A 15,539-nucleotide genomic window follows, 5' to 3' on the forward strand; every position below is an offset into this window, starting at 1 on the left:
CGGACCGCCCTGGTGATCCGGGTGGTCGGGGTACCCGTCGGGTGCGGAACCGGGGCCTTTCGAGCCCGGCGGCGCCGGGTACCCGGGTGGGGGCGGACCGCCGGGCGACGGCGGGTACCCGGGTGGGGGAGCGCCACCGGGCGGCGGCGGGACGGGGTGCTGGTGATCGGTCACGGGGAGAGGTCCCTTCGGAGGCGGTCGAGGTGGGCGGAGGTGGTGACGAGGCCGGCCTCGTCGACCACCGGCGCGAGCAGGGCGGCGTGGACGAGGGCGCCGTCGACACCGGCCCGGGCCTGGAGGGCGGCGGCCAGCTCCTGCGGCGGCGGGTCCGCACCCAGGCCGAGGGTCGACCCCAGGTCGCGGCGGGCACGGCGCCGGAGGCGCTCGGTGGCGTCGGCCGCGTCCCCGTTGCGGTCGAGCAGGTGCCCGGCGGCGAGCACCAGGTCGGACGCGGGCAGCGGGACGGGGAGCTCCTCGACCACGGGCCGTCCGAGCCGGCGGGCCCGGATCAGACCCCACGCCAGGAAGGCGATGACGAGCTGGGTCACCGCCTGCGACCCCCGGAGCGGCAGCGCCCCGAGGACCGTCCCGTCACCGGCCTCGCCGACGTCGCCGACGAGCTGGTTGGGGTCGAGGATCCGCACGTCGGCGCCCTCCCACGGGGCGAGGATGGCGGCGGCCAGCACGGCGTTGTCGGCGTCGCCGAGGGCCTCGTTGGTGAGGTTCGTGGACGAGCTGAGCCCGACCACCAGGCCGAACCCCTCCTGGTCCACGGCCAGCCCGGCCCTCCGGTCGCGGACGAAGCAGGCCGCATCGGCCCGATCGGTGGCGAAGGCGGCCGGGAGCGGCGGGTCCACGACGTCGACGTCGGCGAGGGCGTCCAACGGGCACGGGCCCCGCTGGGCGACGTCGGACACGACGACGCCGCTGGCGGGGGCCAGCTCGGCGCGGACGTCGCTGACGACGAGCGTCCCGCCGTCGCGGACCCAGCCCCGCAGCTCGTCGACGGCGTCGCCCGACAGCGTCTCCCGGAGGACGAGGACCACGTCGTCGTCATCGTCGGGTCGGCCGCCCACGGTGACGTCGGCCCCCTCCTGGCGGATCAGCTCGACGAGGGCGGCGGTGCCGGACGGGCCCGTGCCCCGGGGCGACAGGGAGGGCAGCGAGTAGCGGTCGACCTGGGGGTTCGACAGCACGAGGATGGCGAGCAGGGCGGCGATGACGAGGGCGCCCCCGATGAGGCCGCGCCGGCGGGTCACGGTGCGCCGACCCCGTCAGCGGCAGCGTCCGTGTCCCGGCGGTGCCTCGGAGCGGCGTCGAGGGCGGCTCCCGCCAGGTCCCGTGCCGCGGCGGACTCCGTCGGACCGGCGGTGCCGCCGCCGAACCAGGCGCGCTCGAACAGGTCGGCGACGGCCGCGAAGGCCGGTGTCAGCCCGGGGGCCCGCTCGGCCACGTCGGCCCGCAGCTCGCCCGCGGTCCGCCCCGGCGTGTCGGCCACCAGGTCGCGCCGGGCGAGGGCCGTGGTGAGCGACCGGAACCGGGCCCGGACTGCGCCGCGGTGGTCGCCCTCCCGCTCGCACCGCTCGGCCTCGGTCGCCCACTCGTCCGCCGTGCGCAGGGGCGTGACGTCGACGTCGGCGTCGGGGTCCCCGTCCGACGCCGGGCGTCGCGTGCCCCGGGCCTGGACGAGCACGTAGGTGAGGGCGGCGAGGGCGCCGACGACGACGACCCCCACGACCAGGTACGACACCAGCTCGCCCCCGCCGTCGCCGGCCCCGCCGAGGTCGAGGTCGAAGTCGGGCAGGCGGTCGCCGATCCACTCCCGGAGTCGTTCGATCACGTTGCGGTCGCGGGCCTGTGGGGCCTGGTACTCGTCGCCCTGCAGGATCTCGTCGGCCCGCTCGCGGGTCTCATCCGGGTCGAAGGTGGGGTCGACGGGCAGCTGGGCGTCACCCCCGACCTGGTCGCGGACCGGGGCGGGACCCGCCGCCCCGGCGGCGGCGCCCCCCAGGGCCAGGCCGAGGACCACCAGCGCGGCGCCGGTCCGCCCGGCGAGCCGGGCCGACCTCCGACGCTCAGGCATCGAGCACGGCCTCGGCCCGGGTCTCGGCCAGCTCGACCTCGAGGTCGTACCCCTCGACCTGCACCTTGAGATCGAGGGCCAGGAGGGCCATGGAGGTGGCCAGCAGGGGGTCGAGCACGAGGTGGGGGAGGGCGGCGAGCAGGGCGGTGGCCCCGGTGCCGCCGACGTCGACCCACCCGCCGGTGATGCCGGCCAGGATCGGCACGCCGATGGCCCCGACGGCGCCGCCCGTGAGGCCGGCCACCAGGGTCGCCACCGGGATGGAGATCAGCAGCGACCAGAACCGGGCCACCGAGAGCCGCCACGACCGGACGACCGCCTGCCACGGCCCCAGCTCCTCGATGGCCCAGAGCGGGGCGGCCACGCCGAAGACGAGCGGGCCGAGGACGGTCCCGACGCACGTGAACACCTCGATGGCGTGCACGATGGCCCAGAGGGCGAGCAGGACGTGGATGCGGCGGCCGACGCGACGGAGGGCCTCGGGAGCCCGGGTCGGGATGCCCCGGGACCAGTCGTGGACCAGGACGCCGCACGCCCCCCCGATGACCGCGAGGCCGACCGAGGGCAGCGCCCGGGACAGCACCAACGCCCCGACGCCGGCGTCGGTGGTGTCGCTGGCGAGGATCCCGAGGACGACCGGGTCGGGGAAGAGGGCGGCCCAGAACCACACCTGGTTGTCCGACACCCCGCCGGCCCAGTCGTCGCGGAGGACGACGGCGAGGACGAGCCAGATCGGCACCTGGACGGCGACGCTGATGGTCAGCAGGTCGGCCAGACGGGTGCGCAGGAGGTGCGTGGCCCGGTCGAGCACCTCGATCGGGCCCTGGGGGCGCAGCGGTACCAGCAGGCGCAGGTCCGCCCCCGCCCGGCGGGTGCGCGGCTGGGGGGCTGCCGAGCTCACGGTGGGCCGCAACCTAGTGCGCCGGTCCCGCGGGCCGGGGCCAGGTGACCCGCAGTCGTGTCATCCTCCGCCATCGCGACCGGAAGGTTCACGTTGGGTGGTTGACGGCCGAAGGGTGGACGATGCCTTATCGGGGGCTGCCGCTCATGTCACACACACCCCGGGGGGTACCCGACCGTCGTGATCCGACGGCCGGGGCCACCCTGGTCGAGTACGCCCTGGCCGTCGGCCTGGTGGCGCTCGTCATGGTCGGTGCGCTGAACGTGCTCGAGAGCGCGTCACGCGATGGCCTCGAGGATCGCGCGGCCAGCGCCGGCGCACCCGACCTCGGGCCGGCTGCGCCCGTGAGCTCGACCACGGTGGTCACCACGACCTCGGTCCCGAGCGATTCGAGCACCACCACGGCTCCTGCGGTGTCTCCGACGGTCACGATGACGTCGTCGTCGACAAACGACAACTCCGACTGGGTCGCCACGGTGGTGGTCAGAGTCGTCGATCCCCTCACCGGCCTGCCCGTCACGGGCGCGACGGTGGAGGGGCGGTGGTCCGACGGGGCCACGTCGACCACAGAGTGCATCACCTCAGAGCAAGGTACGTGCCCGCTGAGCTCCGCAGACATCAACCTCAGAGGCAGCAAGTCAGTAGAGAGCATCACGCTCACCATCGTCAGCGTGACGGGCAACGGAGTCACCTACACCGAGGTGCCCCCCAGCGAGACGGTGGACAACCCCCTATGAGATTCAGTCAGCACCGCCGATCGCAACCGCCAGGTGACGTTGTCGCAATGCGTGAGAGAGGAGCGGCCCTTGTCGAGATGGCGATCGTGCTCCCCCTGCTGGTGATGATCATCTTCGGCACGATCGACTTCGGCTGGACCTTCACCCGCAGCCTCGATGTCCGCCACGGGGCTCGGGAGGGAACGCGCCTCGTCGCGGTCAACTACAACCCCGGCGGGGCCTACGCCGGAACCGGCCAGGCGAACGTGATCGCAACCGAGATCTGCCGTCGCATGGACGACGCTGCTGGCGCGACGGTCACCATCACCCTCCCCGACTGGTCGGCGCCCGCCACCGCAGTCGACGGAACGGTCGAAGCCGAGGGCAAGGTCGGGGACACCGTCGAGGTCGAGGTCCAGCGTCCCGGGCAATCGTTGACGGGCATGTTCGCACCCATCTTGGAGGACCGCCCCGTGCGTAGCACCGTGACCGGTCGGCTGGAGGTCGAGTCGACATGGACGACCACCAATGGGTCCTACACCAAGGCCTGCTCGTGAACCGGACGATGTCCCATCACGACGGCAGGTCTGCTCGCGCGCGACCCGACGAGCGAGAAGCGGGCATGACCATCGTCATCATGGGGATGGTCCTCACCGCCCTCCTCATCACAGCTGCGATCGTGGTCGACATCGGCGCGGTGTACGCCGCCCGACGCAGCGACCAGTCCGGAGCCGACCACGGTGCCCTTGGAGCGGCCCAGGACCTGAACGACGAGGCGGAGGCGGTGAGCAGGGCGAAGTCGGTCGTGCACGACAACCTTGGTCGCACTCTCACGGCTGCCGAATGGAACTCGTGTGGCACCGACGCCGGCAGCCTCGAGGTGCGCGCCGCCGGCGCGAACTGCATCTCGTTCAACGGGGCTCGCAGCCGAGTCCGCGTCCGGATCCCCGACCAGTACGTGGCGACAGGGTTCGCAAGCATCGTCGGGATCGACCGCATCCGTCACACGGCGTTCGCCATCGCAGGAGTGAACCAACGGGGGTTCGGGGGCGTCCTCCCCTTCGGCATGCCCGCCGCAGCCGGCAGCGGCGATGGGTATGCCTGCGTCAAGTCCAATCCCGGGGGACTCAGCTCGGGGCCGTGCGCCGGCCCGTCGGCGGGCAACTTCGGCACGATCGACCTGTCTCTTTACGGCAACGAGGACGTCGGGACGACGAAGAGCTGCGGCCCCGGCGACACCAGCGACCGCATCGCCAACAACGTCGCTGTGGGCACGGACCACCGACTTGAGGTGTACGTGACAGGGTCCGTGAAGGTCGACACCGCGTACTGCGAGGATCTGCTGCCCGGTCCCAACGCGGCGCGGACCGAGACCGGTACGAACCACAGCGCTGTGGGGCGCGGCCTCTTCAGCGGACGGGAGTTCACCGACGGGGGCCCCGCCCGTCTTCAACGGATCTCGCCGGAGCTGTTCGACGGAGGAGGCAGAGTCCGGGAGGTTCACGACGTCCTCGTAGACGACAACCCGCTGTGGGCGTTCATCCCTCCGTCGCTCCAGTCCGGCGTCGGGCCTGGGGGCGACGTTCCTCGCTCATGCCTCCGGGACCAGTTCGAGGAGGACCCGGAGCTGCCGGGACGAGTCGAGCAGCATCTCCGTTCGATGACTGACGCCAACCGGCTGCTCGCTCTTATGCAGCGGTGCATGACCCACTACCGGGGTGATGCGTGGGGGGGCGGGGGTCAGGCGGGCGAGCAGGCTCTGACCCCTCCCGAACCGCGGGTGGGGTGCCGGTCCGCAGGCATGCCCTGTACCGATCCGGTCTTCAGCAGCAACGTCTCGAGCGAGGACGCTCCCAACCTGTACGACATCCAGTACACGCCACGATTCGGGTACGTGCCGGTGATCGATGAGTTCCCGACGGGCCAGTCGACTGCGGTGCCGTTCCTCTCCTTCCAGGCGATCTACCTGCAGCGGCTGACGATCGGCAATGGGCGCAACGCCACCATCTTCAACCCAGGCTTCGCACCCGAGGGCGATGGCAACGGAGGCGATGTCGGAGAGGTGACCGCCTGGGTGTTCCCTTTCGGCATGCTGCCGGGCCGCCTCCAGGAACCGAACGCGCCCTACGCCATCGGCGTGAACCGCTTCGTCCAGCTCGTCCGCTGAAGCCGGACCGTGACCGGGCCGCTCAGGCGCTGCGGGGCAGCGACCGGGGCGACCAGCCGAGGTGCTCGACGGCGGCGGTGGCGGCGAAGCGGTCGGTCATCCCGCTGACGTAGCGGACGGCGCCGGCGACCGCCTCGTCGCTGCCGGGGGCCACGCCGACGCCGTCGTCGCCCATGGCACGGGGGTCCTCGACGAAGTGCTCCACCAGGGCGGCGATGAGGCGGGCGGCCCGGTTGGCCTGCTCGACGGCCTCGGGCCGGAGGTAGATGCGCTCGTAGTTGAAGGCGCGGAAGGCGTCGAGGGCATCGGCCTCGGGGCGCCGGAGGCCTACCACGCCGGTGGCGGCGATGGTCTCGACCATGGCGGTGATGAAGCCGTGCAGCTGGGTGCGCCGGTCGCGGCCGACCACCGCGCTCACGGCGTCCGGCAGCTCGTGGGGCCGCACCACCCCGGCGGCGACGGCGTCCTCGAAGTCGTGGCAGACGTAGGCGATGCGATCGGCCCAGGCCACGACCTCGCCCTCGGGGGTGGTGGGGGAGGGGCGGTTCCACGAGTGGTTGCGGATGGCGTCGAGGGTCTCGGCGCAGAGGTTGAGCGGGGCGAGGACGACGTCGGCGCCGTAGACGGCGTGGTGGTAGCCACCGTCGACGAAAGGCGACAGGGCGCCCTCGGAGGCGTGGCCGGCCGGGCCGTGACCGCAGTCGTGGCCGGTCGCAGCGGCGGCGGTGAGGGGCACGTCGAGCCCCACCGGACGGGCGATGCTCACCGCCACCTGGGCGACCTCGATGGCGTGGGTGAGGCGGGTGCGCAGGTGGTCGTCGTCGGGCGCCACGAAGACCTGGCACTTGCCCGCCAGGCGGCGGAACGCCTTCGAGTGCTGGATGCGGTCGAGGTCGCGCTCGAAGCAGGTGCGCAGCCGGTCCGGCTCCTCGTCCACCGCCCGGTTCCCCGCGCCGCGGGGGCGGGTGGCGCCGGGCGCGGGCGTGATGGGCCGGAGGTCCTCGCGGGCGGCGCGCTCGGCCAGGTCGATCCCGGGGGGACCGACGAAGAGGGGGGCGTGGGCGACGACGAGGTCTGACATGGCGCACCCACCCTAGGGACCCCCCGCGACAGCGGGACGGACCACGCCGGAGCGGAGCGCGGTTCCCTGCGGAAAACGCTCACAGTGCCCACCGCAGGGCCGATGGGGAGCCGTCCCACGTGGTGGAGCCGAGGAAGGACCCGATGCAGCTAGCCCACCGTCGTCGCTCCCGGCCGTTCCGCGCCGGGGCCGACGACCGCTCGCTCGGGGCCGTCCTGGTCGAGGCCGCCTTCGTGACGCCGATCTTCTTCATGATGGTGCTGGGCATCGGCGAGGTCAGCCTGGCCATGAACGACAAGCTGGCGCTGGCGAACACCGTCCGGGCCGGCACCCGGGTGGCGAGCGCGTCCGGCAACGACACTTACGCCGACTACGGCATCATCCGGGCGATCGTGCGGGAGAGCGCCGCCCTGCCCCGGGACCAGATCCAGATGATCATCGTCTACCGGGCGTCGAAGCTGGGCGAGGCACCCCCCGCCGCCTGCCTCACCGGCACCCCGCAGGACCCGGGCGCGTCGCCCACCGCCCCGGCGTGCAACGTGTACTTCCCGAGCGACTTCGACGCGGGCAAGGACAGCTTCGGCTGCGTCAGCAGCGACTTCGACCGCAGCTGGTGCCCGCGCGGGCGGAAGATCAGCCTCTCGGGTGCGGGAACCGAGTACGTCGGCGTGTGGCTGAAGGTCGAGCACCCGTGGCTGACGAAGATGTTCGGTGACACGGTGACCCTGACCGACCACTCGGTCATCCGGCTCGAGCCGAGGCTCAAGTGAGGGTCCGTCACCATCGGCCCCGGCTGCTCGCGCCGGGCGCGCCGCGGGAGCGGGGCGCGGCGATCGTCGAGCTGGCGATCGTGGCCATCTTCCTGGTCACGTTGCTGGCCGGCGCCTACGACCTCGGGATGGGCTGGCGGTCGACGCTCGCCGTCACCGAGGGGGTCCGTGGCGGGGCGCGGGTCGGTTCCGGGCTCGGCGCCGACCGCACCGCCGACGTCACCATCCTCACCAGCCTGCAGTCGACCCTGGCGTCGAGCGGGCTGCTGGGGTCGGTCGAGCGGGTCGTCATCTTCTCGGCCGAGGGCACCGGCGGGAGGCCGTCGGCCGGCTGCATCGCCGGGACCAGCGGGACCTGCAGCACCTTCACCGGCGAGCAGTTCCGGGCGGTCACCACCGGATCGCCCCTGGACCCCGACCACTGCGTCCTCGCGGCCACCCGCCGGGGCTTCTGCCCCCGGACCCGGGACGACGTCCAGCTCACCGCCGACTACGTGGGCGTGTGGGTCCGGGCCCGGCACACCTACCTGTTCCCGGTCCTCGGCCGCGGGGTCACCATCGAACGCAGCGCCGTCATGCGCATCGAGCCCTAGGAGCGACCGGCATGAGGCTGTCCCACCGTCGTCGGACCACGAGCACGGAGCGGGCGCGCCGCGCCGGGGGCTACATCCTGGTCAAGTTCGCCATGCTCCTGGTGCCGCTGCTGCTCCTGAGCGGGCTCTCGGTGGACGTGGGGTACTGGTACGCCCGGGCCTCCGACCTCCAGAAGGCGGCCGACGCCGCCGCCCTCGCCGGCGTGGTGTGGCTGCCCAACGTCCAGGCCGCCCGGACCCACGCCGAGGCCGCGGCCGCCGAGAACGGGTTCCCCGTCGGCGGCAGCATCAGCATGACGGTGACGCCCATCGAGGGCGAGAACCGCCGCCTCAAGGTGGTGCTCCGCGACGACGCCGTGAGCAGCTTCTTCTACCGCAGCATCGTCGGCCGCACGATCGACATGTCACGGACCGCCCTCGCCGAGTACATCCTGCCGGTGCCCCTCGGGAGCCCGCTCAACTACTTCGGCGGCAACGCCTACTCCGAGGGCGGGGTCGTCCCGCCGGGCGGCTACCCCAACCTGTGGGGGAACATCCACGGGCCGAGGACCGACAACTTCAAGGGCGACAACTTCGCCCCGGCCTGCCGCGGCGGTGACCTCTGCGGCGCCCAGTCCAACCCGGACCACCGCCCCGAGGGGTACCTGTACACCATCGACGTGCCCGAGGACCTCCGGGACCTCGACCTGCAGATCTTCGACGCCGGCCTCTACGACCGGGGCTCGGACGAGTCGGTCGAGACCGGCGACCGCAAGTACGCCGGCAACTCGTCCCGGACGACGACCACGACGTGGACGATGTACGGCATCGACCCGACCCCCGCCGACACCGACGACCTGGTGCGGGTGCCCACCGGCTTCTGCTCGGGGAGCACGGTCAAGGGTCGGCTCGAGCTCGCCGAGGGGGAGGCGTCGAGCACCTACAGGGGCAGGTACCGATCGCTCTGCAGGCGGAACGGCGACATCCCGGCGGGCCGCTACTACCTGCGGGTGCAGACCTCGGGCAACGGCGCGGGCGCCAACCGCTACGCCCTCCGGGTGCTGTCCAGCACGTCGGTGAAGGCCCGGATCGCGGCCCTCGGGGACATGTCGATGTACAACAACGTGGCCGCCGGCAACGCCACCTTCTACCTGGCCGAGGTCGGGCCCGAGCACCGGGGCAAGATCCTCGAGCTCAGCCTGTACGACCCGGGCGAGGTCAGCGGTGGGAACGGCGAGATCCAGGTGATCGCTCCGAACGGCGCCATCGCCACGTCGTGCCGGGCGACATCGACCAACAACGTCCTCAACGGGCGACTCGCCCCCTGCTCGTTCCAGAGCGCGGTCAGCGGCAACGCCCGGTTCAACGGCCAGACGGTGACCCTCCAGATCGACATCCCGACCACCTACTCCTGCACCCTCGGCACGACGCCGGGCTGCTGGTGGAAGATCCGGTACGTCATCAGCGGCCAGGGCAACGACACCACCACCTGGTCGGCGAACATCATCGGCGACCCCGTGCACCTGGTGGAGGAAGAGGCGCCGTAGCACCGCCGCCGTAGGCTGGGCCGTCGTGTCCGGGTTCGTCGACGAAGCGCAGCTGAACGTGAGGGGCGGCGACGGTGGAGCCGGCGCCGTCTCCATCCGTCGAGAGGCCCACGTGCCCCTCGGCGGACCCGACGGCGGCAACGGTGGCGACGGCGGCTCGGTCTGGCTCGTCGCCGACCACAACGTGGCCTCGCTGCTCGCCTTCCGCGACCACCCGCACCGCAAGGCCGGGTCGGGCACGCACGGCAGCAGCAAGCGCAAGCACGGCCGCTCGGGTGAGGACATGGTCGTCCCCGTGCCGCCCGGCACCATGGTCCGGGCCCAGGACGGCACCGTCCTGGCCGACCTCGTCCACACCGGCGACCGGTGGCAGGCAGCCTGCGGCGGGCAGGGCGGGCGGGGCAACGCCAGCTTCCTGTCGAACCGGCGGCGGGCCCCGAACTTCGCCGAGCAGGGCGAGAAGGGGGAGGAGCGTTGGCTCGAGCTCGAGCTCAAGCTGATGGCCGACGTGGCCCTCGTCGGGTTCCCCAACGTGGGCAAGAGCACCCTCATCTCCCGGATCTCGGCGGCCAAGCCGCGCATCGCCGACTACCCCTTCACCTCCCTGGAGCCGAACCTCGGCGTCGTCCGGGTCGACGACGGGCGCGAGATCGTGGTCGCCGACATCCCCGGCCTGATCGAGGGGGCCAGCGAGGGCAAGGGGCTCGGCCACCAGTTCCTCCGCCACGTCGAGCGGGCCCGGGCGCTCGTCGTCCTCCTCGACCTGGCCCCCGTCGCCATGGCCCCGCCGGCCGAGCAGGTCCGCGTCCTGCTCGACGAGCTGGGCGCCTTCCGGCCCGAGCTGCTCGACCGCCCGCGGCTGGTGATCGGGTCCCGGGCCGACCTGGTCGACGGCGGTCCGCCCGATCACGTCGAGGGCGTCGAGGTCGACCTCGTCGTGTCCGCCGTGACCGGGGCGAACCTGCCCCAGCTCGTCGGCGGCATGTTCCGGCTGGTCGACGAGGCCCGCGCCGCCGAGACCGTCACCGACGGCTTCATCGTCCACCGCCCGGCGCCCACCGGCGTCTCGGTCGTGCGCGACGACGACGGCGCCCTCCGCGTGGTGGGCCGGGCCGCGGAGCGGACCGTCGCCCTCTCCGACGTCACCACCGCCGAGGCCCAGGCGTACATCACCGACCGGCTCGACCGCCTCGGCGTCCCCAGGGCCCTGGTCCGGGCGGGGGCCAAGGAGGGCGACCTCGTCCGCATCGGCGGCTTCTCCTTCGAGTACACACCGGACTGAGTGTTCTCGTCACTCGCTCGCCTGGCGGCTCGCTCCGTTCCTCGAGCTTGACGGCCTCGCTGCGCTCGGACTGAAGATCTTTCCGGCGGCGGACGGCTCGTCCCTCGCCGCCACGCTCGCCTCTGCGGTGGGAGACCCCCCGCACCCCCCAGCGGCTGCGCCGGTCCGCCGGCGGGCGCCGGTGATCCAGCCCGTCGGGAGGAGGGCGTCGTCTGACCCCGCTCGAACCCTGGGGGTTCGCGTTCGCCGCGGTGGGGGCGCACCGGTCAGGCTGAGGGGATGGACGCCACTGCCACCGGCCGTCGGGTCGTGGTGAAGGTCGGGTCGTCGTCGCTGACCGACGCCCGGGGCGCCATCGACGAGTCGGCCATCGCCAAGGTGTGCGCCGAGCTGGCGGCGGCCCGGTCCGCCGGCTTCCAGGTCGTCGCCGTGTCCTCGGGGGCCATCGCCGCCGGCCTCCCGGTGCTCGGGCTGGCCGACGCCCGACCCCGTGACCCGGTCACCCTCCAGGCCGTGTCGGCCGTGGGCCAGAGCCGGCTGATGGGCGTCTGGGACCGCCACCTGGCCGGCCACGGCCTCATCGGTGGCCAGATCCTCCTGGCACCGCTCGACTTCGGCGTCCGCGAGCAGTACCTGCACGCCCGGGCCACGCTCGGCCGGCTGCTGTCGCTCGGCGTGCTGCCCATCGTCAACGAGAACGACGCCATCGCCGACGACGAGATCCGCTTCGGCGACAACGACCGCATCGCCGCCCTCGTCGCCCACCTCGTCGGGGCCGACACCCTCGTCCTGCTGACCGACATCGCCGGGGTGCTCACGGCCGACCCCCGCTTCGACTCCTCGGCCTCGCTCATCGAGGAGATCCTCGAGGTCGACCACGACCTGGAGGCCGTCGCCGGGGGCGCCGGGACGGTGCGGGGCAGCGGGGGGATGGCGACCAAGCTGGCCGCGGCGAAGATCGCCGCCTGGTCGGGGGTGCGGACGGTCATCGCCGCCGCCGACCGCCCGGGCGTGGTGGCCGACGCCCTCGGCGACGTGCCCGGCGTCGGGACCGTCGTGCGGCCCCGGTCCCAGGTCCTGCCCGCCCGGAAGCTGTGGATCGCCTTCGCCATCAGCTCGTCGGGCACCGTGGTGGTCGACGCCGGCGCCCGCCGGGCCCTCGAGTCCGCCGGCCGCTCGCTGCTGCCCGCCGGGGTCGTCGGGGCCCACGGCCGGTTCGCCGCCGGCGCGGCGGTCGAGGTGGCCGACGCCGACGGCGTGGTGTTCGCCAAGGGCATCGTCGGGCTCGGCGCCGCCGCGCTCCGCGACATCGCCGGCGTGCGCACCGGGGACCTGCCCGACGGCGTGCCCCACGAGGTGATCCACCGCGACGACCTCGTCGTCCTGCCCGGCTGAGCGCGGTGGGGGCGGCACCGGCCTGGCTCGACGAGCTGGACCTGCGCGCCGACGGTCCGCCGTGGCTGGCCATGGGCCTGCGCAGGGGCGGCGAGGACGCCTGGCTCGTCGCCGACGACCTCCGGGACGCCGAGCGGGCCGAGCGGCGGCGGCTCCTCGCCGACCGGTGGGACGAGGTCGTCCACCTCGGCCCCGGCACCGAGGCGGCGGGGGAGGAGGTCCGGTCCCTCGTGACGGGCTGGCTCCACGACCACGGGCTCCCGGCGCCGGAGCGGACCGGCGAGCACCCGCTCGTCGAGGCGGCCCGCGCCGTGCAGGAGGACCTGTGCCTGATGGTGCCCCGGACGGCCGGCCCCCGCGACGCCGTCGTCCGCCACCACCTCGACGCCGCGGTCCTCTGCTTCCCGTCGCACTGGCGGCTGCGGGACAAGGCGGGTGGGTCGGCGCTCGCCATCCACGGACCGGTGCCGGGCTACGACGTCGAGCTGGCCGACCGGGTCGATCGGTACCTGGCCCGGCTGCGCCCCGACGTCATCGGGGTCCGCCGCAACTGGTCGATCCACGACTCGCCCGCCCTCCACGCCCCCGACCCTCCGGCGTCGCCGCCCGCCCTCGACCCGGCGACGGTGGGCGAGGCGCTGTGGCTCCGGTCGGAGCGCCAGACGCTGCGGGCCCTGCCCCGCTCGGGCGCCGTCGTGTTCACCATCCGGGTGCAGCAGTGCCCGTTCTCGGCGCTGGCCGAGCGCCCGGACGTGGCCGCCGCCCTCGCCCGTCGCCTCCGCGCCCAGCCGCCGGCCCTGGTGGCCATGAACGGCGTCGAGAGGCGGGTCGACGCGGTCACGGCCTGGCTCGACGCCCCGGCCCCCCGCCCCTGACCTCGGTCCGCAGCGGGCGCCGGTTCCCGTTCCTGCGCCACCTCGCAACGTGCGCCGGCCAGCCGCAAGACCCTGGCCGGCTGGCGCATGTCGGGCCGTGTCGCCGGAATGGCGGGGGACGGTCGGTCGTTGGGAGCGGGCGTGACGACGCGGACGATCGGGGAGCTGGCCGACGCCGCCGGCGTCGGGCTGGACACCGTCCGCTTCTACGAGCGCCGGGGCCTCCTCCCGGCGCCGCCCCGCACGGCCGCCGGCTACCGGCAGTACGACGACGACGCCCTCGACCGGCTGCGCTTCATCCTGCGGGCCAAGGAGCTCGGGTTCACCCTGGCCGAGATCGACGGCCTCATGCCGGCCCGGTTCGCCCACGTCCGCTCGGCGGCGGCGGCCAAGATCGCCGCCCTCGACGCCGAGGCCGCCGAGCTGGCGCGCGTCCGGGCCCGGTTGGAGCAGCTCGTCGCCAGCTGCGATGACGGCGACGTCGTCACCTGCGAGGCGCTCGGGGCTTGACCCCGGACCACGGTCCGGGGTGCACACTCCGGCCATGTCTGCGACGCACGCCCCCGCCGTCCCCGCCCTGACCGCCGCCACCTTCGACGAGACCGTGGCCACCGCCGACCGGCTGCTGCTGGTCGACGTGTGGGCCGCCTGGTGCGGTCCGTGCGCCCCCATGGGGGAGGCGGTGGCGTCGGTGGCCGCCAGCCACGCCGACGTCGTCACCGCGGCGGCCGTCGACGCCGACGCCGAGCCCGGCATCGCCCGCCGCTACGACGTCATGAGCCTGCCGACGCTGCTGGTGTTCTCCGACGGGCGCCTCGTCGACCGCCTGGTCGGGGCGCGGGGTCGGGGTCGGCTGCTCGAGGATCTCGCCCCGCACCTGCCGTAGAGGGCTCACGAGGTGCCCGGCACCTCGTGGGGGCCGGGTCAGCGGCCGGCGTTGGGCTTCCGGCCGTGGTTGGCCTTCTTGCGCCGGGCGTTGGTCTTGCGCTTGTCCGTCTTCTTCGACATAAGAGGTCCACGCTACCGGCGGGATGCCGACCGGCCCAAGACGTCAGTGGTCGGTCGTCCAGGCCAGGAGGTCGGCGACGGGCCAGGTGTTGACCACGGCGTCGGCGGCGATGCCGTGGCGGACGGCCTTGTCGCAGCCGTAGGGCTGCCACTCCAGCTGGGCCGGGGCGTGGGCGTCGGTGTCGATGCTGACCTTGCACCCCATCGACACGGCCAGGGCCAGGAGGTCGTCGGGCGGGTCCCGCCGCTCGGGCCGGCAGTTGATCTCGACGGCGGTGTCGGTGGCCTCGCAGGCGGCGAACACGATGTCGGCGTCGAACTGCGACGGGGGCCGCACGTGGTCGGCGGCGCCGAGGGACTCGGGCCCGGGTGGTGGGAGGCCCTTGAGCTTTCGCCCGGTGCAGTGGCCGAGGATGTCGACGCGGGGGTCGAGGACCGCCCGCACCATCCGCTCGGTCATCTCCATGCGGGGCATCCTCAGCTTGGAGTGCACGCTCGCCACCACCACGTCGAGACGGTCGAGCACGTCGGCGTCGCCGTCGAGGCTGCCGTCGACGAGGATGTCGACCTCGCACCCGGTGAGGATGCGGAACGGCGCCAGCTCCTCGTTGAGGGCCTCGATCTCGTCGAGCTGCTGCATCAGCCGCTCCCGGTTGAGGCCGTGGGCGACGGTCAGCCGGGGCGAGTGGTCGGTCATGACCAGGTACTCGTGGCCGAGGGCCATCGCCGCGGTGGCCATGTCGCGGATCGACGCCCCGCCGTCGCTCCAGGTGGAGTGGCTGTGGCAGTCGCCCCGCAGGGCGGCCCGCAGGTCGGCGCCGTCCCCGAGGGGCACGACGCTCGTCTCCTCCAGCTCGGCCAACCGCTCGGGGACCTTGCCGTCGAGGGCCTCGACGGCGACCGCCCCCGTGCTGTCGCCCACCCCCGGGAGGGAGGTCAGCCGCTGGGTCCGGTGCAGCTCGGCCACCCGGTCCGGGCCGGCCTCCTCCAGGGCCCGGGCGGCGGTGCGGAAGGCGGCCGCCTTGCGGCTTGAGCCCAGGCCCCGCTCGATGAGGTGGGCGACCCGCTCCAGGGCGACGACGGGGTCCATGGGGGCCTCGAGCGGTTCCAGCGCCAGCATCGTGTCGAACCTACCGCCCTCG

Annotated in this window: 16 protein-coding genes; 11 read left to right on the top strand and 5 right to left on the bottom strand. The window is 73.7% G+C overall.

Translation table 11 applies throughout. The annotated features are described in order from the left end of the window. Positions 1 to 170: 170 nt before the first annotated feature. From HC251_RS08810 to HC251_RS08820, 3 genes are read right to left on the bottom strand one after another with little or no spacing between them, the layout of a single operon-like run. Entirely contained in the window at positions 171 to 1,259 is a 1,089-nt protein-coding gene (locus HC251_RS08810; protein ID WP_219944926.1) for a DUF4350 domain-containing protein, read from the bottom strand. Further along, positions 1,256 to 2,083 (bottom strand): DUF4129 domain-containing protein, encoded by an 828-nt coding sequence (locus HC251_RS08815; protein WP_219944927.1) that lies wholly within the window; start codon positions 2,081 to 2,083, stop codon positions 1,256 to 1,258. The genes HC251_RS08810 and HC251_RS08815 overlap by 4 nt, the downstream gene beginning before the upstream one ends. Then, complete coding sequence (locus tag HC251_RS08820) at positions 2,076 to 2,984, bottom strand: hypothetical protein (protein WP_219944928.1); 909 nt, start codon at positions 2,982 to 2,984, stop codon at positions 2,076 to 2,078. Before HC251_RS08820 ends, HC251_RS08815 begins: the two co-directional genes overlap by 8 nt. A gap of 233 nt (positions 2,985 to 3,217) precedes the next feature. Here HC251_RS08820 and HC251_RS08825 point away from each other — a divergent pair, with 233 nt between their 5' ends. From HC251_RS08825 to HC251_RS08835, 3 genes are all read left to right on the top strand, one after another. Next, positions 3,218 to 3,721, top strand: a complete 504-nt coding sequence (locus HC251_RS08825) for a hypothetical protein (protein WP_219944929.1) — start codon at positions 3,218 to 3,220, stop codon at positions 3,719 to 3,721. Between the two features lie 47 nt (positions 3,722 to 3,768). Next, complete coding sequence (locus tag HC251_RS08830; protein WP_255566646.1) at positions 3,769 to 4,257, top strand: TadE/TadG family type IV pilus assembly protein; 489 nt, start codon at positions 3,769 to 3,771, stop codon at positions 4,255 to 4,257. Positions 4,258 to 4,322: 65 nt separating this feature from the next. Next, positions 4,323 to 5,867: a hypothetical protein gene (locus HC251_RS08835; RefSeq protein ID WP_219944931.1), complete on the top strand. Its 1,545-nt coding sequence runs from the start codon at positions 4,323 to 4,325 to the stop codon at positions 5,865 to 5,867. A gap of 22 nt (positions 5,868 to 5,889) precedes the next feature. On the opposite strand, the gene HC251_RS08840 is transcribed toward HC251_RS08835, so the two are convergent. Then, the gene (locus tag HC251_RS08840) at positions 5,890 to 6,948 is read right to left on the bottom strand and encodes an HD domain-containing protein (protein ID WP_219944932.1); all 1,059 of its coding nucleotides are present in this window, start codon (positions 6,946 to 6,948) and stop codon (positions 5,890 to 5,892) included. Between the two features lie 143 nt (positions 6,949 to 7,091). On the opposite strand from HC251_RS08840, the gene HC251_RS08845 reads away from it, so the two are divergent. From HC251_RS08845 to HC251_RS08880, 8 genes are all read left to right on the top strand, one after another. Beyond that, positions 7,092 to 7,718, top strand: coding sequence for a TadE/TadG family type IV pilus assembly protein (locus tag HC251_RS08845; RefSeq protein ID WP_219944933.1), 627 nt, complete (start codon positions 7,092 to 7,094; stop codon positions 7,716 to 7,718). Beyond that, entirely contained in the window at positions 7,715 to 8,311 is a 597-nt protein-coding gene (locus HC251_RS08850; RefSeq protein ID WP_219944934.1) for a TadE/TadG family type IV pilus assembly protein, read from the top strand. Before HC251_RS08845 ends, HC251_RS08850 begins: the two co-directional genes overlap by 4 nt. A gap of 11 nt (positions 8,312 to 8,322) precedes the next feature. Further along, positions 8,323 to 9,837 (top strand): pilus assembly protein TadG-related protein, encoded by a 1,515-nt coding sequence (locus HC251_RS08855; RefSeq protein WP_219944935.1) that lies wholly within the window; start codon positions 8,323 to 8,325, stop codon positions 9,835 to 9,837. A gap of 25 nt (positions 9,838 to 9,862) precedes the next feature. After that, a complete protein-coding gene (gene obgE / locus HC251_RS08860) occupies positions 9,863 to 11,119 on the top strand; it encodes a GTPase ObgE (protein ID WP_219944936.1) in 1,257 nt (418 codons plus the stop codon). A gap of 279 nt (positions 11,120 to 11,398) precedes the next feature. Beyond that, positions 11,399 to 12,514, top strand: a complete 1,116-nt coding sequence (gene proB, locus HC251_RS08865) for a glutamate 5-kinase (RefSeq protein ID WP_219944937.1) — start codon at positions 11,399 to 11,401, stop codon at positions 12,512 to 12,514. Positions 12,515 to 12,519: 5 nt separating this feature from the next. Beyond that, on the top strand, positions 12,520 to 13,389 hold the full coding sequence (locus tag HC251_RS08870; RefSeq protein WP_219944938.1) for a DUF3445 domain-containing protein: 870 nt from the start codon (positions 12,520 to 12,522) through the stop codon (positions 13,387 to 13,389). A gap of 141 nt (positions 13,390 to 13,530) precedes the next feature. Then, positions 13,531 to 13,899: a MerR family transcriptional regulator gene (locus HC251_RS08875; RefSeq protein WP_304608308.1), complete on the top strand. Its 369-nt coding sequence runs from the start codon at positions 13,531 to 13,533 to the stop codon at positions 13,897 to 13,899. A gap of 34 nt (positions 13,900 to 13,933) precedes the next feature. Then, on the top strand, positions 13,934 to 14,275 hold the full coding sequence (locus HC251_RS08880) for a co-chaperone YbbN (RefSeq protein WP_219944939.1): 342 nt from the start codon (positions 13,934 to 13,936) through the stop codon (positions 14,273 to 14,275). A gap of 165 nt (positions 14,276 to 14,440) precedes the next feature. Here the strand turns inward: HC251_RS08880 and HC251_RS08885 are convergent, their stop codons facing one another. Then, complete coding sequence (locus HC251_RS08885; RefSeq protein ID WP_255566647.1) at positions 14,441 to 15,517, bottom strand: PHP domain-containing protein; 1,077 nt, start codon at positions 15,515 to 15,517, stop codon at positions 14,441 to 14,443. Positions 15,518 to 15,539 lie beyond the last annotated feature (22 nt).

This window comes from Iamia sp. SCSIO 61187 (genome assembly GCF_019443745.1).
Lineage (GTDB): Bacteria > Actinomycetota > Acidimicrobiia > Acidimicrobiales > Iamiaceae > Iamia.

Coding starts and splice junctions, on each gene's coding strand:
- HC251_RS08855 (WP_219944935.1), top strand. CDS start 8,323: ATGAGGCTGTCCCACCGTCGTCGGACCACGAGCACGGAGCGGGCGCGC.
- HC251_RS08885 (WP_255566647.1), bottom strand. CDS start 15,517: ATGCTGGCGCTGGAACCGCTCGAGGCCCCCATGGACCCCGTCGTCGCC.
- HC251_RS08840 (WP_219944932.1), bottom strand. CDS start 6,948: ATGTCAGACCTCGTCGTCGCCCACGCCCCCCTCTTCGTCGGTCCCCCC.
- HC251_RS08880 (WP_219944939.1), top strand. CDS start 13,934: ATGTCTGCGACGCACGCCCCCGCCGTCCCCGCCCTGACCGCCGCCACC.
- proB (WP_219944937.1), top strand. CDS start 11,399: ATGGACGCCACTGCCACCGGCCGTCGGGTCGTGGTGAAGGTCGGGTCG.
- HC251_RS08835 (WP_219944931.1), top strand. CDS start 4,323: ATGACCATCGTCATCATGGGGATGGTCCTCACCGCCCTCCTCATCACA.
- HC251_RS08815 (WP_219944927.1), bottom strand. CDS start 2,083: ATGCCTGAGCGTCGGAGGTCGGCCCGGCTCGCCGGGCGGACCGGCGCC.
- HC251_RS08830 (WP_255566646.1), top strand. CDS start 3,769: ATGCGTGAGAGAGGAGCGGCCCTTGTCGAGATGGCGATCGTGCTCCCC.
- HC251_RS08845 (WP_219944933.1), top strand. CDS start 7,092: ATGCAGCTAGCCCACCGTCGTCGCTCCCGGCCGTTCCGCGCCGGGGCC.